Genomic DNA, 25949 nt, shown 5'->3' with positions numbered 1-25949 from the left:
ACCGGACCGCTACCCGTCGTTCCGCGCGTACATGGAGGCCATGTACCGCCGCTTCCACGCCGACCGGGCGCGGAGCCCCGACTTCGTGAACGCGACCACCCTGGCCCAGGACGCCCACGTGGCGGAGGCCCGTCTGCTGGCACTGCGCGGACGGTACGCGGAGGCCCTGCCCCTGCTCGAGGAGGCGCGGTCCTTCGGACGGCCGGGGAGCGCCGTCCTGCTCGACCAGCTCAGGCATCTGCTGGCCCCGAACAGCTCCCGGGGGTACGGCAATCTCGTGGCCGACCCCCGGTACCTTCCCGAGATCCTGCCCGTGGAGGCGATGGAGCCGGCGCGCGGCGAAGGGCGCCCGGGCGGGGACGACCACTGGCTCGGGATGATGACCGCCCGCGGTGCCGACCGTGGGACCGCGGAGACCGTGCTGAGCAGGATGCGGGACGGCACCCATCGCTACGCGCCTCCCGGCGCATGGGGCCGGGCCGTCGCCGAGGCCCGGGAGTCGGCCCGCTGGGGGGCGACCGACGCCGCCTGGCGGCTGTTGCGGGAAGCGCTCCCGCGATGGGAGGCACCCGGTCCCTCGCTGATCGCTCCGATCGGCCTGCTCGCCGATCCGGTCCTGGGTTCGCTGGTCACCCCGGAGCGCGGGCGGGAGATCCTCGCGACACCGCGGGCGGGGGAGACGGGACCCGCTCCCGAGCCGGTGCCCGATCTGGACCCGCCGGGCCTGGCCTGGCTGACGGAGCCCGCGGCGAACGGGCAGCCGCTCGACGGATACCGCGGTGTCTGGGCCGAGGGGATCGACCCCGCCCGCCTGCCCGCCCTGATCGGTGAGGAAGGCGCCGAGCTGAGCACGCCCACGGATGTGCGCATGGCGTTCTGGCGGGTACCCAGGCCCCGCGAGCGCGAAGGCGTGGAACCCTGGGAGGACAGGGCCGTGGTCGCCGTCGGCCGCACCAACCAAGCGTGGGCCTTCGCCTTCGACGTCCACTCGCACCACCGCATGAACAAGCTGTTCCAGTCCCCGGCCAGGGCTGCCTCCTCGTGCGGCCGCGCGGTGGTGGTGTGGCGCGAACCGAGGCACTCCTCCCCGGGAGCACGCCCGGCCGCGTTCCACCTGTCGGTGGCCGAGAAGGGCGAGGAGCTCTATGCGTTCACCGTGCGCGGTACGGACATACAACGCTCCGGTGCGATACCCGACGCCCTGGACCCCGCACGGCTGTTCCGCCCGGATGACGCGGAACCGCACGCAGAACGACGTGTGTTGGAAGCCCTGTACGCCGAACTCGGAGTCTCGCTCCCCCGTTTCGCTCTGACCCGGGGCAGGCTCCCCACGTTCACCACCAGGTCCTGGACCCGGGCGCCACGAGCGGGGGAGGGATACGCTCACCTCCGATTCGTGCGGCACCGGCCGTGAACGCGCGGGTGCGGGGCGCATCGATGCGCGCCGGTGGACCGCTCAGGGTGCTGTGAACAGGGACGGGAAGCGGGGAGCCAGCCACGGCCGGGGACCCCAGGCGAGGACCTGCCCCCGGGCGATGGCACGCCAGGGATTCAGCCTGCCGAGCGCGATGAGCAGGAAGGCGACGGGGTCGAGCAGGATGCTGCAGTCCGCGCGCCGCGCTGGTGCCCCCGGTGTCACCTGCACGGCACCGTCGGTCAGGAACACACCGAACGCTTCGCCCCCGCGCAGCCGGATCCGGTAACGAGCCGTGAGCCCCGCCGTGTTCGCGGGGTTCGCGACACGTGGCATGACCGACAGCATGAACGGCATGCACAGGCCCACCCGTGCCGGGTCGAGCATGTGGGGACGCCGCACGGCACGGGCCAGGTCGTATCCATGGCCGAGCATGTGCGTGAGCAGGTACGACGCCAGAACGGACCGGTTCATCGGGCCCAGGGGCGTGGTCGGTGCCGGGCCGTCGGCCGTAGCGAGCGACAACGCGCCGAGGAACGCCTCGGCCTGCTCCGTGATCATCGTTGCCAGAGGCTCCGCCCGGCGCTCGGCGAACAGGGCGAGGGACTCCGCGTTGGCCCCGGCGAGGCTCTGCGGCGTTCCGTCGCCGTAGGGGCGCTCCCGGCCGGCGGCCAGGTCTGCCATCAGTTCGTTGGCCATGGCCAGATGGGCGGCGACCTCTCCGACGGTCCACTGCGACCCCGGCACGGCGAGCGCCGTATCGCTCGCGCCGCGCACCAGCGCGGCGATCTCCTCGGCTGTGCCCCGGATCGCCGCCCCCAGCCCGGCGGGCAGGGGCCAGGAGCCGTCCTGTCGTACCGTCGTGTGCACGTTGCTCGCTCCACTCCCCACCCGCCGGCACACCCGACGCGCCTGCGGCGCTCGTACCCAACCAGACCCGGGGGCGCGCGGCAACTCCCGGAGGTGACGGGGGCGGCGAAGCCCGCACGGCACGGCCCCAGCCGTTTGGCGCCGCCTCCTTGTCACATCACGGGGGATGCTGTGCCGGTGTCAGCAGTACGACGGCACAGCGCACCGGAATGTGAGGCGAGACGCCGACCTCACATCGTGACCACCGGAGACGATCAGCGCCTCGTCGCGATCATGGGAGAGCGGCGTCAGCTGATCAATCTCGCCTACCGGCTGCTGGGCTCCCTGGCCGAGGCGGAGGACGCCGTCCAGGAGACCTAAGCACGCTGGTACGCCATGTCCCGCCGGCAGCAGGACGCCATCGAGTCCCCCGGCGCCTGGCCGACCAAGGTCGCGGGCCGCATCTGCCTGGACCTGCTCGGCTCGGCACGGGCCCGGTGCGAGCGCTACGTGGGCGAACGGATCCCCGAGCCGCTGCCCGAACCCACCCAGTGGGCCACCGGGCCGGCAGGCAGCGCCACGGCCGACCCGGCCGACCGCGTGACCCTCGACGAGTCGGTCGGCATGGCCTTTCTCGTCGTGCTCGAATCGATGACCCCGGCCGAACGCGTAGCGTTCATCCTGCACGACGTCTTCCGCTACTCCTTCAGCGAGGTCGCCGTCATCGTCGGCCGCACGCCCGCGGCCTGCCGCCGGCTGGCCTCACGGTCAACGGCGGGCCCGGTCTCGTCGCCCGGCAGGGCGGCCGCACCGTGGCGGTGTACGCCTTCGCCTTCGCGGGCGATCGGATCACCCGCATCTGGGCGGTACTCAACCCCGACAAGCTACGCCGCTGGTCGGCCCCGGGGCACACGCCTTGACCTCAAGCGCGCTTGAGGAAGGAGTCTTCCGTCATGGATACCGAAGCGATGCAGCGACAGCTGCAGGCCCTGACCGACCGCGCCGAGATCACCGACCTGCTGGACCGCTACCTGCGTTCCCTGGACGAGGGGGTCTTCGACGAGGAATGGGCTCGGGCCTTCCACACCGAAGACGTCACCGCGGAGATGCCCGTCGGCACGGTTCGTGGCCGCGCAGCCCTTCGGACCCGTGTCCGGCAGGCGATGGCACTGTTCGAGCGAACCGTGCATCTGGGCACCAACGCCGTCATCGAGATCGACGGTTCCCGGGCCACTGCCCGTGGCGCCCAGTTGAGCACCCATGTCCTGGCAGACGGCTCAGGCAGTGTGTTCATCTCCGCCGGCCATGCCGACACCGCGCTCGTCAGGACGGCTGACGGCTGGCGGATCGCCGCTTCAGCGCTGCGGGTGGTGTGGACCCAGGGCCCCCCTCCCCGGCTGCCGGACGCGTTCGCCGCAGCGCCTGCGGACTAGGCCCGGCACCGCGACGCTGAAGGAAGGTCGAACCTTCAGCTGATCAGGCCGCCACAGACAACACACCGATCCGACGGCCCGTCGACCGGGCAAAGGTCGCACGGTTGGTGTGCGGCGCGCCGATGAGCTCAGCGATGTGGCAGGTGTCGGCCCAGCTGAGCGGGAAGGTGGCGCCGGTGAACGCGCCGTGCCACGTGGCGTCGAGCCGCGTGCATCATCCATCGCGGCGCGGTTGAAACACGGGCACCAGGACGGGCCACGCCACCGATCAGTGCCGTGTTGTCAGGCTTGCACGGTGGGCCGGACGACGATCTCGTTGACGTCGACGCCGGCGGGCTGCTCGATCGCGTAGCCGATGGCGGAGGCGATGGCGGAGGGCGGCATTGCGATCTCGTCGCGCATCTGCGTCAACGTGGCCGACACCTGGGGGCTGCCCCCCTTGCCGACACCCTCGGTGTGGGTGAAGCCGGGCGATACGACAGTCACGCTCAGGTCGGGGCCCGATTCCTGGCGCAAACCCTCGGAGATCACGTTCACCGCCGTCTTGGTGGCCGCGTAGACGCTCAGCGGAGATGTGACGACGTAGGCCGCGGTGGAGCTTACGTTGACGAAGTGACCGGAGCCTTGTCGGCGAAAGACGGGGAGGGCCGCTCCTATGCCATTGAGCAGACCAGTGATGTGCGTGGAGACCATGGCGTCCCAGTCGTCCTGGCGTAGTTCATCGAACGGGGAGACAGCCATGGTGCCCGCGTTGGAGATGAGGACGTCGAGGCGGCCGAACTGCTCGATGGCGGTATCGGTAAGGCGGTGGAGGTCTTCGCGGCGTGTGACGTCGACGGTAATACCGGTGGCGGTTCCGCCCTTGGCCGTGATGCCGTTCACCACAGCGCTCAGTCGGTCCTCACGCCGGGCTCCGAGTACGAGCCGGGCTCCCTTTTCGGCAAGTAAGTTCGCGGTCGCCTCACCGATGCCGCTGCTGGCACCCGTGATCGCGATGACCTTGCCCTGGATGGTCGACATGATCAGGTTCCTTCCGGGAGGTGTGCACAGGTCATCGTGTGACCTACAGTGAAAACGGAGTCGTCCCCACTTGTTGGAAGCGTAAGTGGGGAGGTCCCCACTTAGCAAGTCGGGGCACCCGGGAAGGAGAGCCGAAAAGGATGGTCGACGAAGCACGCCGACCGTTGCGAGCCGACGCACAGCGCAACAGAGGCAAGATCCTCACCGCTGCTGCACGCGTGTTCACCACGGAGGGCCTCAACGCGCAGATGGACCGAATCGCCAAGGAAGCGGGGGTGGGCAGTGCGACCCTGTACCGCAACTTCCCCACCCGGGAAGCTCTGGTCGAGGCGGTCTACCGCAACGAGGTGGCCCAGCTGTGCGATTCCGCCTCTTCCCTACTGACGCAGAAGTCGCCGGACGAGGCCCTGCGCTCATGGACGCGTCTCTTCCTGGACTACGTCACCACGAAGTACGGCATGATCGACGCCTTGCGCGCCATCGCCGCGACGGGAAGCAACCCCTACGGCCACAGCAGAGAGATGATCCAGACTGCCGTCACCACTCTCATGGACGCATGCGCGGCAGCCGGGAAGATCCGAACCGACATTCCCCCCACTGACATCAGCGCCGCACTGGAGGGCATCGCCCTCACGTCGGCGGGCGCAGAACACCGACAACAGGCAGAACGCCTGCTCGACCTCATCCTGGACGGCCTCAAACCCCGTGAATGAGGACCCACGGATCGTCCGCCCTGCCCTCACGGGACCCGGCCCGGTCACTCCTCGCCGACATCGTCCTCCTCCGGCTTCGGCGCGCCCGGGCCGCGTAGCGGGTCGCCAGCTCCGCCGTCAAGGGCTGACTCAGCACACGAAAACCGGCCAGGAAGGGACGGCGTCTGGCCCGCGCCCCTGCGGGCCCGCCCCCTTCCACAGAAAGACAGCCCATGAGTATGGCGAATGTCCACCGACGTCTTCGGCACCCTCCTCCGCAACCACCTCAGTGCCTCCGGCGTCGACCTGACCGACACCCTGACCGCCCCTGAGCCCAGCACCCTCGCCATTGTCCGACCTCGACCACAGCGGCCAGGCCACCTACTCCTTCGTCGCCGACGCTGCCGCCGACTGTCAGTGGACCGCCGACGAACTGTCCACCGCGCCGACCGACACCGCCGCCGTGCACGCCGGCTCCCTCGCGCTGATACGCCGGCCCGGCGGCAGCCACATCGAGGACCACCTCGCCAAGGCACGGGAACACGCCACCGTATCCATCGACCCCGACGTCCGTCCCCTGCTCGTACCGCCCGCCGCCTACCACCAACGACTCCCGCACTGGTGCGCCCTCGCTGACATCGTCCGCCTCAGCGAAGACGACCTCGCCCTGCTCCTGCCAGGCGCCACCCCCGAACAAGCCTGCGACACCTGGCACGCGGCCTGGCGGAAGTCGGCAGGCACGCTGACTGCCGATGGTTCGGTGCTGCTCCTCACCTGACCGATGCAGGCTGACCTGCGGTGCCTGCTCGCCTGTTCACGCGTCAGCGGGCTCGGGTGCAGGCCGGCAGAGCACCGCCGTCAGTGCTTCCCGCAGCAGCCGGGTCGCCTCGGTGATGTCGGCGGTTCCGCTCGGCCGACGCCAGGCCACGTACCCGTCGGGGCGGACGAGCAGCACGCCCTCCTCGTCGATCTCCGCGCGGCGGCTCCACTCGCCGTACGCGTCGTGGGCGTCGCGGTCGATGACGACGCCGCGCAGGTCGAGGCCGAGTTCCCTGGCCAGGATGTCGGCGGCGTCGGCCCAGGCTGTTCCGGCGAGGCCCGTGACGACCGAGAAGCTGCCCCTGGCGACCAGGTCGAGCGTCGAGATCCGGCCGCCTTTGTCGTCGACGAGCCAGGCGTGCGGCAGCTTTGCGCCGGGGCGTGAGGTGGGGTGGCCGAAGAGTTCTGCGTCGCGGGAGATCGTCTCGGGGGAGCCGTCGGGTATGACGGCGGCCGACTCGTAGCGCTGGTTGTGCTCGATGCCGTGGGCGTTGAATTCGTAGTGCTTCAGTTCGATCGCCTCGCGGATGGCCCGCCGCTTCTTCGCCCCCTCGGCGTCCGGCTGCCGCGCCGCGTGCAGCGCCTTGGTGATGCCCTCCTCGTCGCCGCCCACGACGCCGAGCGCCTCGAACAGGGGCAGGAACTGGTCGCGGGAGAGGTTCGCTCGTTCGACGATCTGTTTCGCGACCGGGGCTCGTTCGTCGGAGTAGGTGTCCAGCAGCTCGGGCCCGGCGTGGCCCTTGAGGACGGCTGCCAGCTTCCACGCAAGGTTGTAGGAGTCCTGGACGGAGGTGTTGGAGCCGAGGCCGTTGGACGGCGGGTGCCGGTGGACGGCGTCCCCGGCGCAGAAGACGCGGCCGACGTGCAGCCGGGTGGCGTAGGCGTGGTTGACCGTCCACAGGGAGGCGCTGTCGATCTGCACGTCGAGTTCGTCGTCGCCGACGAGGTCGCGCACGATCGCTGCCGCCGCCCCGTCGTCGACGGTGGGCGGGGGGTTGTCGATGTCGTAGCCCCAGACGATGAGCCACTCGTTCCAGGGCCTGACCATGCGCAGCAGGCCCATGCCGATCCCGCCGACGTCGGCGCCCGGGCGCATGATCCAGTACAGGACGCTGGGGCGGTGTTCGACGTACTGGGTGAGGTCGGCCCTGAAGACGATGTTCATGCTGCCGGCCTTGCCCATCTGCCCCTCCATCGGCAGACCGAGCTTCTCGGCGACGATGCTGCGGCCGCCGTCGGCGCCGATCATGTAACGGGCGCGGATAGTTCGCTCGGTGCCGCTGGGCCGGTCGCGCAGACGTGCGGTCACGCCGTCCGGGTCCTGTTCGAAGTCGACAAGCTCGGTGTTGAGCCGGACCACGGCGCCGCGCTTGGCGGCGTTGGCCAGGAGGATGGGCTCCAGGTAGGTCTGCGGGAGGTCGATCATCCCGCAGGGACTCTGGGAGGCGTACTCGGTCAGGCTCTCGTCGCCGGTGCCCCAGGCGCGGATGCGGCCGATTTCCTCGCCGAGGAGGGAGGTGGCGAAGACGGTGTCGCCCATCAGACGGCTCGGTGTGCCCTTCACCAGCGCCTCCTGCTCGATCCCCAGGTCGCGGAAGACCTCCATGGCACGCTGGTTGGTGATGTGGGCGCGCGGTGTGTCGGCCAGCCATCCGTACTTGGTGACCAGGTGGGTGCGCACACCGTAGGTCGCCAGCAGCAGGGCCGCGGTGCCGCCGGCGGGTCCGCTGCCGATGACCAGGACGTCGGTGTCGTACTTCTCAGGCGTGCTCATGCTGTCTGTCTCCGGGAGGCTGGGTGAAACACGTCGGGGGATGGCGTGCTGTGCGGCGCCCGAGGCGTGCTCAGTCGCCGAGGCGCGCGATGCGGAAGGTGAACTCGAGCAGGCGCCACTCGCCGTCGAGGAGCAGGCCGTCGGGCGTCGGACCGGTGCGCCGGACGAAATCGGTGATCAGATCGTCCTTGACGCCGAAGACCGCATCCCGCTGTCCGGGTGCTCCGTCGAGGTAGGCCCCACCACGCACGAACAGCTGGGTGATCAGCGGCTGGTATTCGGGAGCGTTGATCAGGAAGTGCACGTGCGGGGCGCGGTAGGGGTGGCGGCCCACGGCGGAGAGCATCCTGCCGACCGGTCCGTCGTCCGGGATCGGGTACTCAGAGGGGAGGATCGACCAGAACGTGAACCGGCCGTCGGCGCCGGTGGTGAACCGGGCGCGCAGCACCGGTCCGTCCAGGTCGGGGAGTTGGACGTCGTAGAAGCCGTCCTCGTTGGACTGCCACACGTCCACGAAGGCGCCGGCGACGGGCTCGCCTTCCTGGTCGGTCACCTGGATGTCCGCCCACATCGGCGTGCCCGTGAGCCCTCCGGCGATGTCGCTGCCGTGTTCGGCGGCGGGCGGCCCGGGCACGTAGAAGGGGCCGAGGATCGCGGAGGAAGTGGTTTCCGGGTTACGGGAGTTGGCGAGGGCGTCGACGACGCTGGACACGCCGAGGGTGTCGGAGAGGAGGATGAACTCCTGTCTCGTGTCGGTGGTGATGTGGCCGGCCTCGGTGAGGAAGCCGATGGCCCGCTGCCACTCCTGCGGGGTGAGGTCGTTGCGGATCGTGTAGGCGTGCAGGGTGCGGGCGAGATCGGTGAGCAGCTGCTTCAGGCGCGGGTTCACGCAGCCGTCGAAGCTTGCCACGACCTCGTCGGTCAGCGGGCGCAGGTCGGGGGCGGAGCCGGCCGCCGCCTGCGGGCGGCGGCCGTGCCAGGCGTCCGCCAGCAGGTCCGCGAGGCCGCTTGGGGTCAGCTCGCGCGGGTTCGGATACGGCTGTGCGGTGGCCAGTTCCGCCGCGCGTTCCAGGTCGGCCTCCGCCATGCCGAGATCGCGCAGCGACGTCGGGCCGCCGACCCGTTGGATCAGGCCGAAGACGCCGGTGGGGGCGTCGGGCACGCCCAAGGCGTGTGCGATGCGGTCCATCGCCTCCGGTGCGGCGGGCGCGTTGTAGGCCATGGCGTGCGGAAGGACCACGGTGTGGGTGTCGGCGTGCGGCAGGCCGAAGGTGCCCCCCAGGGTGTGGCAGAGCTTGTGGTGGAGTCCCATGCCGACGGCTCCGAGGCAGGTGCCCGCCAGCCACGCCGCCTGGAGCAGTTCCGCCCGTGCTTCCAGGTCGGAGGGATCGTCGTGGAGGGCGGGGAGGGCACGGGAGGTGGCGGCGACCGCCTCCAGGGCCATGGCGTCGGTGACGGGAGTGGCGTCCGGTGAGTAGAGGGCTTCCACGGCGTGGGCCAGTGCGTTGACGCCGCTGGTCACCGAAAGGGGGACCGGTAGCCCGAGGGTGAGCTCGACGTCGTACACGACCGTTTCCGGCAGGATCGCGGGTGAGGACCGGGTGATCTTCTGGCCGTCCGCCGTCTCGCCGAGTACGGGGGTGGCCTCGGATCCGGAGTAGGTGGTCGGCACGATGATCTGGGGCAGGTCCGTGCGGACGGCAAGGGCCTTCGCGAGGCCGGTCGTCGAGCCGCCGCCGATCGCCACCAGGCAGTCCACGCGCTGCTCGCGCACCATTCCCAGGGCCTGCTCGGTCACCTCGACGGGGGTGTGCATGGCCGCGCCGCCGAATTGGGCCACCGCCAGGTCGCCCAGGGCTGCGCGCAGGCGTTCGACGTCCTTGCGCAGGGCCGGTGATCCGCCGGAGAGGAGCAGTACCCGGGCGCCGCCGAGACGCTCGGCCTCGTCACGGACCTGCGGAAGCGTACCCGCGCCGAAGACCACTCGGCTTGGGCCGGTGGTGTGCACAAAACTCCTCATGAAGCTGCTCTCCGTGCTGCGGGGTCAGGGGGTCTCCCGCAGTATTCGAGCCGGTGCGCCGGCCGTTCCTGCATAATCTCTGCATCGCCTTGCACAAAAACAGCGCCGGCCGCGGCTCGGTCCGTGCTTGCCCGCCTGTGCCGGAGGGCAGCGGGACCGTGCCCCGAAGGAGGGCCTCATGAGCGAGATGGGCCTCGGTGACACCCACGGCATCCTGACGCGGCCCGGGGTGCGTCCCGTCCGCACCAGCACGGGACTTGGCTGGGAGCGGTTGTACCTGTCGACGCAACGGGAACTGCCGTATCGGGACGCCTTTCAGGGAGCCGGCAGCCACCTGGTGATCCTGCATCTCGACGGCCCCGTCACGGTCCGCAGGGGACGCAGGGGGTTGACGGCCGCACGACAGGTACCGCCCGGTGGTCTGTTCCTGCATCCGGCCGACACAGAACTGGACGTGGAACTCGGCGGTCATCTGAACACGGTGCACGTCTACCTGTCGGACGCGGCCCTCCAGGCGACGGCAGAGACTGCGGAGGACGGTCGGCCGGTGCGGCTGAAGGAGGAGTTCGGCACCACGGATCCGCTGCTGGAGCACCTCGTTCTGGCGCTCGACGGTGTCGTAAGGCACTGGGAGCCCAGCGGGAGCACCTATGCGGACCAGCTCGCGCTCATGACCGCTGCCCAGCTGGCCCGCCGCCACAGCGTGCGGCAGCGGGCCGCCGAGCCGATGGAGCGGCACGCCGGCCTTGACGACCGGCAGTTCACGGCCGTTCGAGAACTCATGGACGCCCGGCTTTCCGAACCACTGTCGCTGGAGGACCTCGCCTCGGCCGCGGGGCTCGGTGTCAGTCAGTTCGCCCGGCGTTTCAGAGCTCGTACGGGGTGCCCTCCGCACCGGTACCTCGTGCGGCTGCGCGTGGAGCGGGCCGCTCGCCTCCTGCGCGCCGGGTCCATGCCCATCGCCCAGGTGGCGGCCGCCTGCGGCTTCTCCCACCAGGAACACCTGACCCGGGTGATCCGCTCCCACCTCGGTACGACGCCGGCCGCGCTGCGCCGCGAGGGCTGACCCACTCCGGTGATCCGCGCGGCTACAGTTCCCCGGCACCGAACGGAGGGAGCGACGAGGGTCGCCCGCCTGGCTGGGATTCCTCCCGGCGATATGAGTGAGGAACAAGCCGCCGTCTACCGGTCTGTCTCCGGAGGCCCAAGCGCCGCCGGTCCCCGGCTCTGCGCCCTCACCGACGGCGAGGGACGGCTTCGGGGGCCGTCCAAAGCGATGCTTCTCAGTCCTCCGGGAGCCGCACTACAGGCCGTGGGGGCGGCGGTGCGCTACCGGTCTTCGCTCAGCGACCGCGTCCGTGAAATGGCTGTGCTGGCCGCGGGCGGATGACTTCCGCGAAATCGTCGGTCAAACGGGAGACGTTGCGGTTCATCCGAGCGCCGACGGCCCTCCCTGCCAGAGATCATCCCTGGGACATGACCTCTGCTCGCAAACGCTCGTACTCGGCTCCGGCAGACGGCTCGCCGTCGAAGCAGTCCTCCCAGAAGCCTGGGCGCTGCCATTCCTTCGGCGCCAGTGTCACCTGGCCGTTCTCCAGTCCAGCAACCCAATCTGGCCCGGGCCGGGCGACGCGGATGGCGTCGATGACGGCTTCGGCCTCGGTGCAGTCGTGGCGGGTGCCGGCTATGTTCATTCCCCAAGGCCTGTCCGGCGGATCATGCCGCAGAAGCGAGAGCGGTCAGGCAGCGGCGCCGCCGTCGATGACCAGGTCGCTGCCGACCACGGAAGCGGATTCCGGCGAGGCGAGATACAGCACGGCTGCCGCGACCTCGGCGGTGGAGCAGACCCGTCCCAGTGGCGACGCGCCCTTCATCCGGGTGGCGCGATCGGCGTCCGTCTCGCCCGGCCGCAGCGACATGGTGGTGTCGGTGGGGCCGGGGCTTACCGCGTTGATGCGGATCCCGTCGGCGATGTGGTCCAGAGCGGCGGCCCGGGTCAGGGCGGAGACGGCCGCCTTGGTGGCGACGTAGCCGGCCACGCCTGGGACTCGGCTGTGGGCGCCGAGGTTGGAGGCGACGTTGACGATCGCGCCGCCGCTGGACTGGTCGCGCATCCGGCCGACTTCGGCCTGGAGGCAGAGGAGTACACCGGTCACGTTGATGTCGAGCAAAGTTCGCCAGTCCTCCTCGGGGAGATCGGCTAGGGGAGCGCCGCCCCGGAAGACGCCCGCGTTGTTGACGGCGACATCGAGGCTGCCGAAGAGTTCGACGGTGCGCTGGACCAGAGCTGCGACGTCCTCGGAGCGGGTCACGTCCGCGGTGACCGCGGCTGCCGTACCGCCCTCCTTCTCGATCAGGGCGACCGTCTCGTCGAGTGATGCCGCCGTACGTCCGGCCACGACCACCGAGGCTCCCTCGACAGCGAAGGCGAGAGCGACGGCCCGGCCGATGCCGGATCCCGCGCCGGTGACGAGGGCGGTCCTACCGGTGAAACGAGCGGTCATGGTGATGACTTCCTTGGGTGGTGATCACAGGTTATTGGACTGAACGGTCCGGTCAACATTCCTGCCGTTCCGTGGCTTCGGCCGCGCCGACTCTAGTTTTACTGGAACGAATGGTCAAGATTGTGCGGTGCGGTGCGGTGCGGTGCGGTGAGGTGGCCTCCGTCGGCGATAAACGATTGAGGTCCGGCCCGGGCGACGGGTACGGTTCGCGCATGTTCACCACGCCCCGTGTTTCTTAGCCAGGACACCAGCTTCGACGTCACCCTTGTGTCCTTGAGCTGTTACGGAGCGTAACTCCAGTGAATACCCTTCGCGGTCCCGGCCTGTTCCGGAACCGGGACTTCTCGCTGCTGCTGAGCGGCCAGTTGGTCTCTGCAATCGGTGACCAGGCTCAATTCATGGCCTTGCCGCTGATCGTGCTGGCCCTCACCGGGTCGGCCACCCAAGCCGGAGTCCTACTCGGCCTGGGAACCCTCTCCTTCTTGGCGTTCGGGCTGATCGCCGGCGCCCTGGTCGACCGGTGGGACCGCAAGGTCACCATGATCTGGTGTGAGCTGGGCCGGGCCGTGCTCATCGCCGGCCTCGCCGTCGCGCTGTGGCTGAACGAGCTCGCAATGCCCCAGCTGTATGCGACAACCGTGCTGGCCGGGATCCTTGCCACGCTCTTCCAGGTGGCGAACACGGCGGCGTTGCCCGATGTGGTGGCGCAGCGACAACTGTCCGCTGCGCTCGGTTACTCGCAGTCCGCGTCCAGCCTGGTGGGCGTCTTCGGCGCCTCCCTCGCCGGTGCGCTCTACGCCCTCGGCAGGACCGTGCCGTTCGCCGTCAACGCGGTTTCCTTCGCGGTGTCCGCGGCGTCACTGCTCTTGCTGCGTACCCGGTTCCAGACGGACCGTCAGGACGTGCGGACGGCGTCCCGGCTCACCAGCGAGATCCGAGAGGGGCTCGGCTGGCTATGGCGCCGGCCGGTCATCCGGTTCCTCACCCTGGTCTCGGCCGCCGACAAGGTCCGCTACGGCGCCGGATACCTGCTGATCATCACTCTCGCACGGCAGGTGGGCGCGACGCCGCTGTGGATCGGCGTCATCTTCAGCGGCGCGGCGGTCGGCGCCCTGGCGGGGGCGCTCGTCTCGGACAGGGCCACGCGCCGTTTCCCGCTGGGCCGGATCGCCGTGGTGATGCTGTGGTTGGAGGCCTTGATGTTCCCGCTGTACGCCCTCGCGCCCGATCCGCTGCTGCTGGCCGCGGTCGCGGCCGCCGAGTCGCTGGTGGCTCCGGTGTATGCGGTGGCCATGACCACCCACCAGTTGGCCGTCACCCCCGACGAGCTGAGGGGCCGGACCACGAGTGCGGTCTCGACACTCACCACGGGAGCCCTGTCGATCGGCACGCTCGCAGGCGGGGCACTGATCACCACACTGGGCGCCGAGACGCTGGTCTGGGTGTGTGGAGCATGGCTGCTCGTCCTGGCCCTGCTCACCACGGCCAACCGGGCCGTGCGGCAGGCGCCGCCGGCAGGCGCGCTGCCACCGCAGAAGGCCGACGACGCGGCGGACGCGGCCGACATGCCCGGGTGACAGCCGGGGCCCCGATGAGGTTCCGTCGAGGCCCTAGCCGTCGTACGGGACCCAGGCCCGCCCGCCCGCGTCGTTCGTGCCGTACCAGTAATGCGGCATTCCTTTGATGCTGGTGGTGTGGAACGGGCGGCCGTGGTCGTCGATGCGGAGCGTGCCGGTGCGGCCCTGGCATGACCAGTCGAGCTCGAGGTACCAGCGGGCGTCGTAGGTCTGGGTCGTCGCGTCGACCAGCAGCACCTCGGGGTCCTCGGCGGAGACTCGGTACGGGAAGTGCACGGCCGGCAGGGGGCGTTCACTGTGAGCGCTGTCGGCGCCGTCCTTCGGGCGGGCGATGGGACGGTCGACGTCGAGGTTCACGGTGAAGCTGCGGGGCGTGAGGTCACCTCCGCAGCCCTGGCCCATGGAGTACGCGGTGCCGGCGGCCGGCTTGCCGCGGCTGACGATGCGGACGCGGAGCGCCTCCAGGACCACGGCCGTGGACGACCGCCCCTGCACCGAGATCTGCACCATCGTCTGCCGCCCGTGCACCGCGCCCTGTGCCGCCGCCCACACCCCGGCGTCCTGCTGCACCGGCGGCGGGGGCACCTGCGTGGGCGGCTTGTCGATGACGTAGTCGTGGTCGCAGCCCAGCTCCCACACCTGGGAATCGGCGCTCCAGGTGAGGGGCAGGCCGGTGGGCTTCCCGCCCGGGGCGGGACCGCCGCCGGTCGCGGTCGTGGGCGGTGCGGTGACCTGCTGCCGGGAACCGGGCGACGCGGAGCTCCGGGAACGCGAGGAGGAGGCGGTGGCCGACGGTTTCGCCGGGCGGTGCGGTGCGCCGTCGGCAGTCGTCCGCGGACCCGCTGAGCGGGAGGCGTCCGCCTTGGCGGAACGGTCGTCCGACAGGGCGGACATGCTGCTGCCCAGTGCGGCGAGCAGCGCGCACGCGACGGCGGTGGACGTCAGGACTCGTCGGCGGCGGTGCCAGGGGCGGGGCGTGGGGGAGGGGGCGGGGGCGGGGGCGGGCTCGTCCGGGTCGGGATCGTTCCGGGGCTCCCCGATGGAACCGCACTCCTCCACGAGTGCCCCGTCCCCGACCGGCGCCGGTGCCGCAACTGCCGCCTCCGTCGTACCGTTCGTACGCACCCGCTGCCGGGCCGCCACCGCCGACAGCCACAGCCGGTGCAACTCGAGCCGCTCCTCCGGTGTCGCCCGGCAGAAGGCCGCGAGCCGTTCCACGGGCGCGAAGTCCTGCGGCACCGCCTCGCCCGCGCAGTACCGGTGCAGCGTGGAGGTGTTCATGTCGAGGCGGCGGGCCAGGGAACCGTAGCTGCGGCCCGTCCGGTCCTTCAGCAGGCGCAGCAGCCCCGCGAACTCCTCCACATCGTCCCGAATCTCCACCGTTCCCCCGTCGTAGGCCCGCGATCCCGCATCCCAGGCACGCATATGTCTGCACGTCAGATGGGCTGGGATGGTTCCATCGTCGCCAGCGGAAGGCAGCCCCGCGCCGGAACCCGGCGGCCGCCGATGCTCGTGATGCCGCACCGACCAGTGCCGGCCCGGCCAACCGGTGTCGGAGACGTCCGGCACGTGTTCTGCTTCCGTGGCCGGTGCCGTGCGGTTGCCCATGGCGACCCCGCTTCGAAAGATTCGAAGTCGGGTGGGCGAAGTTCGATCTATGTGTCACCCCTACCAAATTCAATTTTGGCGAATTCTCGTACTCGGTGCCATTCAGCTGCCAAAACGCTGATCCAATACCGAAGACCTCTCCAACGAATGTTTCGAAATGCCAGCCGAAACTGTTGACACATGGCATGGCTGGACCAACACTCTTGCCCGCCAAGCCACACCCGCACAGGCATGGAGGAGGCGACACGAAGTGAACGCATTCGATCACGCGCTGAGTCGAAGGAGCGCAGGCGCCTTGCTGCTGGGCGCAGCATCCGCGCTGGCCCTGCCCGGAACCGCCCGCGCCGCCACGGTCATCACCACGAACCAGACCGGTACCAACAACGGCTACTACTACTCGTTCTGGACCGACTCACAGGGCACGGTGTCCATGACGCTGGGCTCGGGCGGCAACTACAGCACCAACTGGAGGAACACCGGCAACTTCGTGGCCGGCAAGGGCTGGAGCAACGGCGGACGTCGGACCGTGACCTACTCGGGCAGCTTCAATCCCTCCGGCAACGGCTATCTGTCCCTCTACGGCTGGACGTCGAATCCGCTCGTCGAGTACTACATCGTCGACAACTGGGGCACCTACCGGCCCACGGGCGCGCACAAGGGCACCGTCACCAGCGACGGCGGCACGTACGACATCTACCAGACGACGCGGTACAACGCCCCGTCCGTCGAGGGCGTCAGGACCTTCAACCAGTACTGGAGCGTACGGCAGTCCAAGCGGGCCGGCGGCACCATCACCACCGGCAACCACTTCGACGCCTGGGCCCGCGCCGGAATGGCTCTCGGCAGCTTCAAGTACTACATGATCCTCGCGACCGAGGGGTACCAGAGCAGCGGCAACTCCAATATCACGGTGACGTCATGAAGGCAGCGCGCCCGCTCTCGGTACGTCCGTTGACGGCGGCGGCCGCGGCCGGCGCGCTGGCCCTCGCCGGAGCGCTCACCGTCGGCACCGCCCCGTCCCACGCGGCCACCTGTTCCGGCTACGTGGGACTCACCTTCGACGACGGCCCGTCCAACGCTCACACCCCGGCCCTGCTCAACGCCCTCAAGCAGAACGGACTCAGGGCGACCATGTTCAACGAGGGCCAGTACGCGGCCGCCTACCCCGCCCAGGTCCGGGCGGAGGCGGCCGCCGGGATGTGGATCGGCAACCACAGCTACACCCATCCGCATCTGACGAGCATGAGCCAGGCGCAGATCGACTCCGAGATCTCGCGCACCCAGCAGGCGATCGCGGCGGCCGGCGGCGGCACGCCCAGACTGTTCCGTCCGCCGTACGGCGAGAGCAATTCCGCGGTCAGGGCGGTGGCGGCCAAGTACGGCGTCACGCAGGTCATCTGGGACGCCGACTCGCAGGACTGGAACGGCGCGAGCACCGACGCCATAGTCCAGGCCGTGTCCCGGCTGACCAACGGCCAGGTCATCCTCATGCACGAGTGGCCGGCCAACACCCTCGCCGCGATTCCGCGCATCGCACAGACCCTGGCGGGCCGAGGCCTGTGCGCGGGCATGATTTCCCCGCAGACGGGCCACGCCGTGGCTCCCACGGGCTGAACCGCCCGTGCCGCCCAGGGGCTGAACCGGTCCGCGTCACCGTCGGTACGGCGGTTCACACGCCGTGCCGACCGGCGACAATCGCAGCGAAAAGGGACAGCAGGGGCGTGCCGCACCATCGGCCGGCGGCTGAGCCCGGTTCTTCACCGGTTACAGCGTGAGTCCCCCCTGGATCAGACGGGCCTGGCGCCGCTGGTCGTCCTTGTCATACCGATCAGCCATCCCGTCGCCACCAGTGAGGCGGCCGACAAGGCGGTAAGCAGCCAGGGAACGGTGTGGATTCCTGATGCCTCGATGCCCGCACCGAGCAAGGGCGGCGCCGCGACCCCGCCGATCATGGAAGCGGCGATCACCCAGGCGCCGGCGCGCCTGGCCTCCGGGAGCACCTTGTTGAGCCAGGGCAGACCGGTCGGGAACACCGGTGCGATGAACAGACCCACACCGGCGTAAGCGATGGGCGCCAGCGCCTCGTCGAGCGCGAGCAGCAGGCAGAGGGTCATCCCCGCGGCGCACACGGCGAGGATGCGCTCGGGGGCGTACTTCAACGTCACCGGCACGACGAGGAAGCGGCCCGCAGTCATCATCAGCCAGTACACGGAGGTCGCGGACGCGGCCGCCGCCGCGCTGTAGCCGACGGTTTCGAGGTGGGTGGGCTCCCAGCCGCCGACGCCGGCCTCCACGGCCACGTTCAGTACGTAGAGGACGAGAAAGCCGGCGAGGACACGGGAGCGGACACCACCCGCCATGGACGTGCGCGGGCCCTCGGGGGCCGTTCCCTGTGTACGGACGCCCCCCGTGCAGAGGATCAGCAGTCCGGCCACCGCGGCGCACACCGCGAACGTGTACGTGTAGTCTCCCGGTCCCAGCCATGCGATCAGTGCCGGTCCGAGCACCGCGCCGATGCCGAAGTGCGCGTTGAGGACGTTCAGCATGGCGGTGGACCTGTTCCCGAAGCCGACCGCGAAAAGCTGGTTGAGGCTGTAGTCGATGCCGCCGAATCCCAGGCCGCCGACGAATGCGGCGGCGAGGGCGCTCGGCCAGTTCGGGGCGAGCGCGAAGCCGGCACCGCCCGCTGCCATGAGCCCGTAACTCGCCGCGAGCAGTGCCCTGTTCGTAGTCCGGGAGTGGAGGGCGCCGAAGCCCAGGACACCCGCGACTCCGCCCGTGAAATGAAGGCTCAGGCCGAGGCCGGCGCTCGACGGGCCGATGTCGTACTCGGCTCGAAGGCCCGGAACCGCCGGGCCGTAGAGCGCCTGCAGCATGCCGATGAGTATGAAGCCGACGCAGGACGCGGCCGCGGCCGGACGGGTGAAGAGCCGCTCGGTCGCCGGCGCCTTCAGAACCGTGTCAGTCACTTGTTCTCCGAGATGGCGAAAGGGAGCGCCAGGGGCTCGGCGTCCGGTGGTCAGGCCGGTGCGTTCGCGTGGACCGGCCGACCGAAGACAGGCCGCTGCTCAGCTCGTTCCAGCGGTGTCCCAGTCGACGCAACCACGAGCGCCGTGGCGGATCATCCGGCACCACTGGGGCGTCCGGGAACGCCGAGAAGGCTCCGGCTTTCGCGTACCAGTCGTCTAACACACCTTGGAGCAAGGGGTGGGGCGGGGAAAGCGAGCTCCTCGAGGAAGCCATGGGGGTGTCTCCTCTCCGTTACCGTTAACGTGACCGCTAACGAATGGTTGCGCACACCGTCGGTCGACGTCAATGCCCGGTGCTCGTGTTCCGCGCCCGTCGATGGCCTTCCCGATACGGGCGTTGGTCGCTGCGGAGGGGGAGGCCGACCGTGAGGGGCGCGTCAGACCACGGGACCTGATTGACTTGGGCTTGGAGCAGCACGACAACAGGAGTGAGTGGGGCACAGTGGCCGGACAGCGCGAAACGGAAGACCTGCGGGGACGGGAGCCCGGCGCCGCGAAGGCCGTCAAGCGTGTCACGCTCCGAGATGTCGCCCAGGCCGCGGGCGTCTCCCATCAGACCGTGTCCCGAGCGATCAACGGCAAAGGGGAGATCGACCCGGAGACTCAGCGCCGTGTACTCGAAGTGGCCAGGCAACTGCGGTACCGGCCCAGCCGGTTCGGCCGGGGACTGGTCCGTCCGGACGTCGTGACGGTCGGGCTCATCGTCCCCGACGTGGTCAACCCCTTCTTCCCCGAGTTCGTCGCAGGAGTGATATCGGCCGCAGACGAGCGGGACTGGCAGGTGCTCGTCGCCAGCACCGAGAACGACCGGTCCCGGGAGCTGACGCTGGTCCGCTCGCTCGGTCGGCAGGTCGACGCACTCGTCGGCTACCTCAGCCATCCCGACGAGCAACTCGAGCCGTACCTCGAGGGCGTGCCGCTGGTCGTGGTCGACCGCGGGCTGGACTCGTCCACTCACGCGCTGGTCCACGTCGACACCGCGGCCGGTGTCCGGGCGGGGATGGAGCATCTCATCGAAAAGGGCCATCGCCGGATCGGCATGATCGACTGCGAGTGTGTCTGTGACCCGGTCGTAAGGCGCCGCACCTTACTGGAAGTCGCCGCCCAACACGCACTCCCGGTCGATGACCGCTGGGTGGTCATGGGCGAGCAGTCACCGGCCGGCGGCGCCGCCGTGTTCGCGGAACTGCAGACCACGTGCCCCGGCATCACCGCCGTCTTCGCCTTCAACGACCTGGTCGCGATGGGCGCACTGCGAGCCGCTCGCCGGCTCGGCGTCCGGGTACCCGACGACTGCGCACTGGTCGGTTACGACGGGCTGAGCATCACGGATCTCGTCGACCCGCCGCTGACCACGCTCCACCTCGACAAGCGGCGGCTGGGCGAACTGGCCGTCCACCAGGTCGACCGACTCCTCGCCGGCGAACTACCTCCTCCCGCCGTACTGACGCCGCGCCTGGACATCCGCGGCACGACATGACCTGTCGCGGGGGCGGGCGTCGGCCGGTGGAGCCGATGTCGGCCACCCAGGCGATGCCTCCGACACCGCGCCGCGGATGTCGCGGTGCCGCGGCGCGAGCCGGCCGTCTTCGGCCCGGCTGCCGCCGACCGGATGGTCTTCCACCTGATCGACGTCCTCACCGTCATGCGACCGCACCCGATCGGGCCGGCTCGATAGCATGCGACGTATGGCCATCAGACTTGAGAACGTCGGCATCGCCGTTCGCGATCTCGAAGCAGCCATCTCCTTCTTCACCGACCTAGGCCTCACGGTCGTCGGCCGTGCCACCGTCAGTGGTGAGTGGACCGACACCGCCGTCGGCCTTGACGGCAATCACGCCAACATCGCGATGCTCCAGACGCCGGACGGTCACGGTCGCCTCGAGCTCTTCGAGTACATCCACCCCGAAGCCATCGAGTCGACACCCACTCGTCCCAACGAGATCGGCATGCATCGTGTCGCCTTCGCGGTCGACGACCTGGACGAAGCCCTTGAGACAGCCGCAAAGCACGGATGCCGTCCGCTTCGCGGTGTGGCGACCTACGAGGACGTCTACAAGCTCACGTACGTCCGCGGTCCCAGCGGCATCCTGGTGATGCTCGCCGAGGAGCTGAAGAAGAACTGACGGCCGATCGGGTCGACCGGCCTCGCGCAGCTGAGCCGCCGTCAGACTCGGAGTGCCCTGCCGCCGAAGGGCGCAACCCGGCCCGCGCCCTCCTTGGACGCCGTCATCCGAACCGGGCTCGTCGGTTCCCCGCTCGGCAAAAGACAAAGGCAAGGAGATCCCTCTCCCTGCCACTACCAAGGTATAGCGCACTGGGGGGCTTGCGGCAAGACCCGGGTCACCCCGCAGAATCGACGACCGAGGCCACAACCTGCGAAAACGACGGCACGAACAGATGCGTGCCGTCGTCGGCGTACGAGGACGCGGTGACGTCGGACCGGTGGTTGGACCGGCCGTGCGGTCACGGGCGCTCGAGACGGGGGCGCGGGGGAGGCCCGACTCGTCGGAGGGAAGGCAATCAGGGATGAGGGCATGCTCGACCAGAGGCGCTACAGGGCTGGAGGCGCCGGTGGTTCGACCGGCCGGTGCGGTGCAACGGGGCACGGCCGCGGAGGTGTGGCGGTGACCGGGCAGTACGTGGTGGACCTTCTGGAGGTGGACCAGGCACAGGTCGCGGTCGTCGGCGGCAAGGGCGGAAACCTGGGCGTGTTGTCGCGTATCGAAGGCATCCGCGTGCCGCGTGGCTTCTGCGTGACGACGGATGCGTTCCGGCGAGTCGTGTCGCAGGAGCCGTCGACCGGGGATCTGCTCGATCAGCTGTCGCGCTTGCACCAGGACGACCGGGAGGCGATCCGGGTGCTCAGCGCGCGGATTCGCCGGATCATCGAAGGAATCGCCCTCCCGGACGACCTCGCGGCGGCGATCACCCGCGCACTCGCCCGGCACGGTGAGCAAGCCGCCTATGCCGTCCGGTCCAGCGCGACGGCGGAGGACCTGCCGACGGCGTCCTTCGCAGGGCAGCAGGACACGTACCTGAACGTCGTGGGACCGACCGCGGTCCTCCGGCACGTCAGCCGGTGCTGGGCCTCGCTGTTCACCGAGCGGGCCGTGACCTACCGCCGGCGAAACGGCATCGACCACCGTACGGTCCACATGGCTGTCGTCGTCCAGCAGATGGTCTTCCCGCATGCGGCCGGCATCCTGTTCACGGCCGACCCCGTCACCGGCAACCGGAAGGTCGCCGCCGTCGACGCCGGCTTCGGTCTCGGCGAGGCCCTGGTCTCCGGCCTGGTGAACCCGGACGTCTTCAAGGTGCGAGACGGCCAAGTCGTCGCCAAGACGACAGCCGCCAAACAGCGGGCGGTTCGCGCCCTGCCGACCGGCGGCACCCAGGAAGTGGCCATCGACGACCCGCAGCAGCAGGAACAGCCGGCGCTGACGGATGCGCAGGTGCTGCGGCTTGTGCAGCTCGGGCGGCGGATCGAAGCGCACTTCGGCCGCCCTCAGGACATCGAATGGTGCCTGGACGACGACGGCTTCCAGATCGTTCAGAGCCGGCCCATCACGACGCTGTTCCCCATTCCGGAGACCGGTGATCAGGAGAACCACGTCTATGTCTCCGTCGGCCATCAGCAGATGATGACCGACCCCATGAAACCGCTGGGGCTGTCCATGTGGCAGCTGACGGCCATGGTGCCCATGCACACGGCCGGCGGGAGGCTGTTCGTCGACGTCACCCGGCGCCTTGCCTCGCCCGCCGGCCGTGCCGGCCTCCTGGACCTCATCGGGAGAGGCGATCCGCTGATGAGGGACGCGCTGGAGACCGTCCTCGACCACGAGGACTTCGTCCCGACGCTTCCGGACGCGGGTCCCGGCAAGCCGCCGGCCGACGGCGCGCCCGCCCCGATCGAGACCGATCCGGCCATCGTCACCGAACTGATCGAGCGCAGCCAGGCGTCCATCGCCGCCCTGCGGCGCGACATCGGCACGAAGACCGGACCGGCTCTGTTCGACTTCCTGCTGGAGGCCTTCGAGGAGCACAAGCGCGTCCTCAGTGATCCGCTGAGCATCCAGGTGATCATGGCGGGGATGGAGGCCACATGGTGGCTCAACGACAAACTGCAGGAGTGGCTGGGCGAGAAGAACGCGGCTGACACGCTCACCCTGTCCGCGCCCGGCAATGTCACATCGGAGATGGGGCTGGCGCTTCTCGACGTCGCGGACGTGATCCGCCCCTACCCGGAAGTCGTGTCGTTCCTGCGGAACGCCGAGGACGAGAGCTTCCTGGACGAGTTGGCGAAACTGGCGGGCGGGACCGAAGCGCGCGACGCCATCGAGGGATACCTCGACCGGTACGGCATGCGCTGTGCCGGCGAGATCGACATCACGAGGCCCCGTTGGCGCGAAAGCCCCCTCACCCTCGTGCCGGCGATCCTCGACAACGTCAGGAACTTCGAACCGGGCGCCGCCAGGCGGCGCTTCGAACAAGGACGGCAGAAGGCGCGGGAGAAGGAACAGGACGTGCTCTCGCGCCTGCGGGCCCTGCCGGACGGCGACCTGAAAGCCGACCGGACAAAGCGGATGATCGACCGGGTCCGAACCTTCATCGGGTACCGGGAGTACCCCAAGTACGGCATCATCAGCCGCTACTTCATCTACAAACAGGCCCTGTTGGACGAGGCCGAACGCCTCGTGCGGAGCGATGTGCTCCCCGAGAAGGAGGACGTCTTCTACCTCACGTTCCAGGAGCTCCACGACGTCGTACGTTCCCACCAGGTGGACGACCAGCTCATCCGGCAGCGCAAGGATGCCTTCCGGTCGTACCTGGCGCTCACACCGCCCCGGGTACTCACGTCGGACGGCGAGGCCGTCAACGGGACGTACCGACGCGACGACGCGCCGGCCGGTGCCCTGATCGGCCTACCGGTCTCGGCGGGGACGATCGAGGGCAGGGCCCGCGTCGTCCACGACATGGCGCAGGCCGATCTCGAGACGGGCGACATCCTGGTCACGGCCTACACGGACCCCAGCTGGTCGCCGCTGTTCGTCGGGATCTCGGCCCTGGTGACGGAGGTGGGCGGCCTGATGACCCATGGAGCGGTGATCGCCCGGGAGTACGGCCTGCCGGCCGTCGTAGGCGTGGAGCGGGTCACCCGGCTGATCCAGGACGGGCAGCGGATCCGTGTACACGGAACCGACGGGTACGTCGAGATCCTGCCGTGACCGTCCACACCGAGAGGGCCCATCCTCGGCATCCGGTCGACTGAGCGTTTCATCGATGAACGCCTGGCTGTTCACCAGCCAGGCGTTCATCGGTCGCACGACAAGGTTCGCGCTTCGCGCCAGAACTCCCGGGAAGCGCGTCACCAGCCTCGCCGTTCGCCGACTCCCGGACGGTTCGGCCTGTGGGTGTCGACATTTGTCGGACTCCGCAAGGCCGGTGGCAAAATCCTGGCCTGGCAAGGCCAGGCGGACCAGCTGATCCCCACCCAGGGCACCGTCGACTATCGGGAGCGCGTGGAGCGGGAGATGGGCGGCTCGACACGGGTTGACCGCTTCTAGCGGCTCTTCCTCGCTCCTGGCACGGCCCACGGCGGGCTGACCGGCGCCGACGACCTGGGCGCTCTGGTCGCCTGGGCCGAGCGTCGCAAGGCCCCGCAGACACTGACCGCCACCCTCACCTGCTCATCGGGCCGGACACTCACCCGCGACCTGTGCCACTACGACGGCCACGGTGCCCCGGCCACCGCTGCCGGCTACCGGTGTGTGCCGCCGCCCGGCACTGACGCACCGTAACCCAGCCAGCCCAGCGCCAATCCCGGCTGCGCCGCCGTTCACGCCGCGTGGCCGGGACGACGACGGCGTCACAAGAGCGGCACTTTTCCGGCACTCGCTGCTGCCAAGGTGCGAGCACGGGGGCCGAGTTGGTCCTTCACTCGTCGTAGGACTGGGAGCTGGCCCTTGTCGCGGCCCACGATGTACAACTCGCCTTCGTACAGCAGACCGAGGTCACCGGTGGCGCGCCAGCCACCGGGCCGCGGCACGCGGCGCCTCTTCTCCGGATGGCGGTCGTAGCCGGTTTCGGTGACCGCAGCGCCGCGAACCTGGATGTGCCCGACCGGGTCCTCGGGTACGGGACTGTTCTCACGGTCGACCAGCCGGATCCGGGTTCGAGCCACCGGTGTTCCGACCGAGACCAGCTCTCGGTGCGGCTCGGAAGCGGAGAGCACGGGCTCGCACACTCCTTGGACGACTTCTCACGCCTCACCCGCAGCGCCTTGGTGGGACGTACGGGAGGCGGAAGCGTTACCGCGAGGGTGGCTTCCGCCAAGCCGTAAGCAGGCAGGAGAACGGTCGGAGAAAGACCGGCGGGAGCGAAGCGCGCCACGAACGCGTCCTGCAGCCGCCGGCCCACGGATTCGGCGCCGTTCACGGCGATCCGCCAGCGGGACAGGTCGAGGCCGTCCGACGCGGCCGACCCGCTGCGGCCCGCGGGGGGCCATGGTGAAGGTGGCGCCGAGGCGCGCCATGGCCCGTACCCATCCCAGTGGGTCCCGAGTGAGGACAGTCCATGCGTCTGCGTGTTTGCGCACGTCGGGGGGCGGGCTCTAGAGCCCCAAGTCCAGGGCGAGGCAGGAGTATTGGCCCCAGACGGCGTCGTGGTTGTACGGATCGCCCGCTCCGGCCCGCGGTGAGGCCGCCGTTTCCTCGACCATGTCCTCGAGGCGGATGCGCTCGGGCAGTGTGCCGAACCGTGCGTGACGTGCGGCAGCCGCGCTGTCCGTCGTTCCTTCGGTGTTCATGGTCGAACCTCCGCTTCGGCGCTGCGGACCGCGCCGGTGTGATTGGTTGTCGTCAGAATGCACTCACATGAGTCACCAGTCAAGAAGGTGACAATTATCGCGGCATCCCACAGTGGCGTGCCTGGCAGTCGTTGAGGGCTGCCGGGCGGCGGTTCGCCGGGGTCGACCAGTGAGGCGGCGACGTATACGAAGGCCCTGACCTGTGGTTCGCCTGCCGCCGTTCCAGCCGGATGTGTCGGCGGAAGTGCCGTGTCCCAGCAGGCGGCATCCAATCCATAACTGTCTTGACGGGTGATGAAGCCAGTTGTCAGGATGACATCACGCCCTGAACCGGTGACGCAGTCGATGGCGTCGAACAGGTGAAGGCGACCCGTCACCGAGCACGCCTTCCGACGAGAGATG

Annotated in this window: 19 protein-coding genes and 4 pseudogenes; 14 read left to right on the top strand and 9 right to left on the bottom strand. The window is 69.6% G+C overall.

The features are described from left to right. The coding region (locus tag ACWC21_RS08600) for an SMI1/KNR4 family protein (protein WP_450879494.1) at nt 1-1414 on the top strand (1414 nt) is incomplete at its 5' end. Nucleotides 1415-1456: 42 nt separating this feature from the next. Here the strand turns inward: ACWC21_RS08600 and ACWC21_RS08595 are convergent. Further along, the gene (locus tag ACWC21_RS08595) at nt 1457-2284 is read right to left on the bottom strand and encodes a maleylpyruvate isomerase family mycothiol-dependent enzyme (RefSeq protein WP_450879492.1); all 828 of its coding nucleotides are present in this window, start codon (nt 2282-2284) and stop codon (nt 1457-1459) included. A gap of 273 nt (nt 2285-2557) precedes the next feature. Here ACWC21_RS08595 and ACWC21_RS08590 point away from each other — a divergent pair. Both ACWC21_RS08590 and ACWC21_RS08585 read left to right on the top strand, forming a co-directional pair. Further along, nucleotides 2558-3183, top strand: a pseudogene (locus ACWC21_RS08590) (sigma factor). A 33-nt stretch (nt 3184-3216) separates the two neighbouring features. Further along, nucleotides 3217-3696, top strand: coding sequence for a nuclear transport factor 2 family protein (locus ACWC21_RS08585; protein ID WP_450879490.1), 480 nt, complete (start codon nt 3217-3219; stop codon nt 3694-3696). A 282-nt stretch (nt 3697-3978) separates the two neighbouring features. On the opposite strand, the gene ACWC21_RS08580 is transcribed toward ACWC21_RS08585, so the two are convergent. Beyond that, nucleotides 3979-4716: an SDR family oxidoreductase gene (locus ACWC21_RS08580; protein ID WP_450879488.1), complete on the bottom strand. Its 738-nt coding sequence runs from the start codon at nt 4714-4716 to the stop codon at nt 3979-3981. 140 nt (nt 4717-4856) lie between these two features. Here ACWC21_RS08580 and ACWC21_RS08575 point away from each other — a divergent pair, with 140 nt between their 5' ends. Both ACWC21_RS08575 and ACWC21_RS08570 read left to right on the top strand, forming a co-directional pair. Further along, nucleotides 4857-5429: a TetR/AcrR family transcriptional regulator gene (locus tag ACWC21_RS08575; protein WP_450879486.1), complete on the top strand. Its 573-nt coding sequence runs from the start codon at nt 4857-4859 to the stop codon at nt 5427-5429. Between the two features lie 222 nt (nt 5430-5651). Continuing rightward, nucleotides 5652-6129: pseudogene (locus ACWC21_RS08570) on the top strand (PfkB family carbohydrate kinase); the annotation flags it as partial. 93 nt (nt 6130-6222) lie between these two features. Here ACWC21_RS08570 and ACWC21_RS08565 read toward each other — a convergent pair. Continuing rightward, entirely contained in the window at nt 6223-8001 is a 1779-nt protein-coding gene (locus tag ACWC21_RS08565; RefSeq protein WP_450879484.1) for an FAD-dependent oxidoreductase, read from the bottom strand. 70 nt (nt 8002-8071) lie between these two features. After that, nucleotides 8072-10021: a maleylacetate reductase and hydroxyquinol 1,2-dioxygenase domain-containing protein gene (locus ACWC21_RS08560; RefSeq protein WP_450879482.1), complete on the bottom strand. Its 1950-nt coding sequence runs from the start codon at nt 10019-10021 to the stop codon at nt 8072-8074. Between the two features lie 178 nt (nt 10022-10199). On the opposite strand from ACWC21_RS08560, the gene ACWC21_RS08555 reads away from it, so the two are divergent. Next, nucleotides 10200-11087: a helix-turn-helix domain-containing protein gene (locus ACWC21_RS08555; RefSeq protein WP_450879480.1), complete on the top strand. Its 888-nt coding sequence runs from the start codon at nt 10200-10202 to the stop codon at nt 11085-11087. A gap of 397 nt (nt 11088-11484) precedes the next feature. On the opposite strand, the gene ACWC21_RS08550 is transcribed toward ACWC21_RS08555, so the two are convergent. Both ACWC21_RS08550 and ACWC21_RS08545 read right to left on the bottom strand, forming a co-directional pair. Further along, nucleotides 11485-11715 carry a hypothetical protein gene (locus ACWC21_RS08550; protein WP_450879478.1) on the bottom strand — a complete coding sequence of 77 codons (231 nt, stop codon included), beginning with the start codon at nt 11713-11715 and terminating at the stop codon, nt 11485-11487. Between the two features lie 45 nt (nt 11716-11760). Further along, nucleotides 11761-12525, bottom strand: coding sequence for an SDR family NAD(P)-dependent oxidoreductase (locus tag ACWC21_RS08545; protein ID WP_450879476.1), 765 nt, complete (start codon nt 12523-12525; stop codon nt 11761-11763). Nucleotides 12526-12824: 299 nt separating this feature from the next. Between ACWC21_RS08545 and ACWC21_RS08540 the strand changes: the two genes are divergently transcribed. Further along, nucleotides 12825-14102 (top strand): MFS transporter, encoded by a 1278-nt coding sequence (locus tag ACWC21_RS08540; RefSeq protein ID WP_450879474.1) that lies wholly within the window; start codon nt 12825-12827, stop codon nt 14100-14102. A gap of 33 nt (nt 14103-14135) precedes the next feature. Here ACWC21_RS08540 and ACWC21_RS08535 read toward each other — a convergent pair whose 3' ends face one another. Continuing rightward, entirely contained in the window at nt 14136-15527 is a 1392-nt protein-coding gene (locus tag ACWC21_RS08535) for a helix-turn-helix domain-containing protein (protein ID WP_450879472.1), read from the bottom strand. 478 nt (nt 15528-16005) lie between these two features. Here ACWC21_RS08535 and ACWC21_RS08530 point away from each other — a divergent pair, with 478 nt between their 5' ends. Together ACWC21_RS08530 and ACWC21_RS08525 are read left to right on the top strand one after the other, a co-directional pair. Continuing rightward, entirely contained in the window at nt 16006-16632 is a 627-nt protein-coding gene (locus ACWC21_RS08530) for a glycoside hydrolase family 11 protein (protein ID WP_450879470.1), read from the top strand. Further along, nucleotides 16629-17321, top strand: a pseudogene (locus ACWC21_RS08525) (polysaccharide deacetylase family protein); the annotation flags it as partial. The gene ACWC21_RS08530 and the pseudogene ACWC21_RS08525, both read left to right, overlap by 4 nt. A 176-nt stretch (nt 17322-17497) precedes the next feature. On the opposite strand, the gene ACWC21_RS08520 reads toward ACWC21_RS08525, so the two are convergent. After that, entirely contained in the window at nt 17498-18679 is a 1182-nt protein-coding gene (locus ACWC21_RS08520; RefSeq protein ID WP_450879468.1) for an MFS transporter, read from the bottom strand. A gap of 502 nt (nt 18680-19181) precedes the next feature. Here ACWC21_RS08520 and ACWC21_RS08515 point away from each other — a divergent pair. The 5 genes and pseudogenes from ACWC21_RS08515 to ACWC21_RS08495 form a co-directional block, all read left to right on the top strand. After that, nucleotides 19182-20219, top strand: coding sequence for a LacI family DNA-binding transcriptional regulator (locus tag ACWC21_RS08515; RefSeq protein ID WP_450879466.1), 1038 nt, complete (start codon nt 19182-19184; stop codon nt 20217-20219). Nucleotides 20220-20427: 208 nt separating this feature from the next. Further along, nucleotides 20428-20865 carry a VOC family protein gene (locus ACWC21_RS08510; RefSeq protein ID WP_450879464.1) on the top strand — a complete coding sequence of 146 codons (438 nt, stop codon included), beginning with the start codon at nt 20428-20430 and terminating at the stop codon, nt 20863-20865. A gap of 501 nt (nt 20866-21366) precedes the next feature. Continuing rightward, nucleotides 21367-23967, top strand: coding sequence for a rifamycin-inactivating phosphotransferase (gene rph / locus ACWC21_RS08505; RefSeq protein WP_450879462.1), 2601 nt, complete (start codon nt 21367-21369; stop codon nt 23965-23967). 186 nt (nt 23968-24153) lie between these two features. Further along, entirely contained in the window at nt 24154-24306 is a 153-nt protein-coding gene (locus tag ACWC21_RS08500; RefSeq protein ID WP_450879460.1) for a hypothetical protein, read from the top strand. A gap of 12 nt (nt 24307-24318) precedes the next feature. After that, nucleotides 24319-24540: pseudogene (locus ACWC21_RS08495) on the top strand (tannase/feruloyl esterase family alpha/beta hydrolase); the annotation flags it as partial. An 812-nt stretch (nt 24541-25352) separates the two neighbouring features. Here the strand turns inward: ACWC21_RS08495 and ACWC21_RS08490 are convergent. Beyond that, nucleotides 25353-25547 carry a hypothetical protein gene (locus ACWC21_RS08490; protein WP_450879458.1) on the bottom strand — a complete coding sequence of 65 codons (195 nt, stop codon included), beginning with the start codon at nt 25545-25547 and terminating at the stop codon, nt 25353-25355. Between the last annotated feature and the right edge of the window lie 402 nt (nt 25548-25949).

The sequence above is a fragment of the Streptomyces sp. NPDC001348 genome (assembly GCF_053597535.1).
Note: the sequence above shows the minus strand (reverse complement) of the source record. Positions and strands in the feature narration are given on the sequence as shown.

Excerpts from the sequence above, each read along its gene's own strand:
- ACWC21_RS08585 (WP_450879490.1), top strand. The coding sequence starts at position 3,217 with ATGGATACCGAAGCGATGCAGCGACAGCTGCAGGCCCTGACCGACCGC.
- ACWC21_RS08580 (WP_450879488.1), bottom strand. The coding sequence starts at position 4,716 with ATGTCGACCATCCAGGGCAAGGTCATCGCGATCACGGGTGCCAGCAGC.
- ACWC21_RS08575 (WP_450879486.1), top strand. The coding sequence starts at position 4,857 with ATGGTCGACGAAGCACGCCGACCGTTGCGAGCCGACGCACAGCGCAAC.
- ACWC21_RS08565 (WP_450879484.1), bottom strand. The coding sequence starts at position 8,001 with ATGAGCACGCCTGAGAAGTACGACACCGACGTCCTGGTCATCGGCAGC.
- ACWC21_RS08560 (WP_450879482.1), bottom strand. The coding sequence starts at position 10,021 with ATGAGGAGTTTTGTGCACACCACCGGCCCAAGCCGAGTGGTCTTCGGC.
- ACWC21_RS08555 (WP_450879480.1), top strand. The coding sequence starts at position 10,200 with ATGAGCGAGATGGGCCTCGGTGACACCCACGGCATCCTGACGCGGCCC.
- ACWC21_RS08550 (WP_450879478.1), bottom strand. The coding sequence starts at position 11,715 with ATGAACATAGCCGGCACCCGCCACGACTGCACCGAGGCCGAAGCCGTC.
- ACWC21_RS08545 (WP_450879476.1), bottom strand. The coding sequence starts at position 12,525 with ATGACCGCTCGTTTCACCGGTAGGACCGCCCTCGTCACCGGCGCGGGA.
- ACWC21_RS08535 (WP_450879472.1), bottom strand. The coding sequence starts at position 15,527 with ATGCGTGCCTGGGATGCGGGATCGCGGGCCTACGACGGGGGAACGGTG.
- ACWC21_RS08510 (WP_450879464.1), top strand. The coding sequence starts at position 20,428 with ATGGCCATCAGACTTGAGAACGTCGGCATCGCCGTTCGCGATCTCGAA.
- ACWC21_RS08490 (WP_450879458.1), bottom strand. The coding sequence starts at position 25,547 with ATGAACACCGAAGGAACGACGGACAGCGCGGCTGCCGCACGTCACGCA.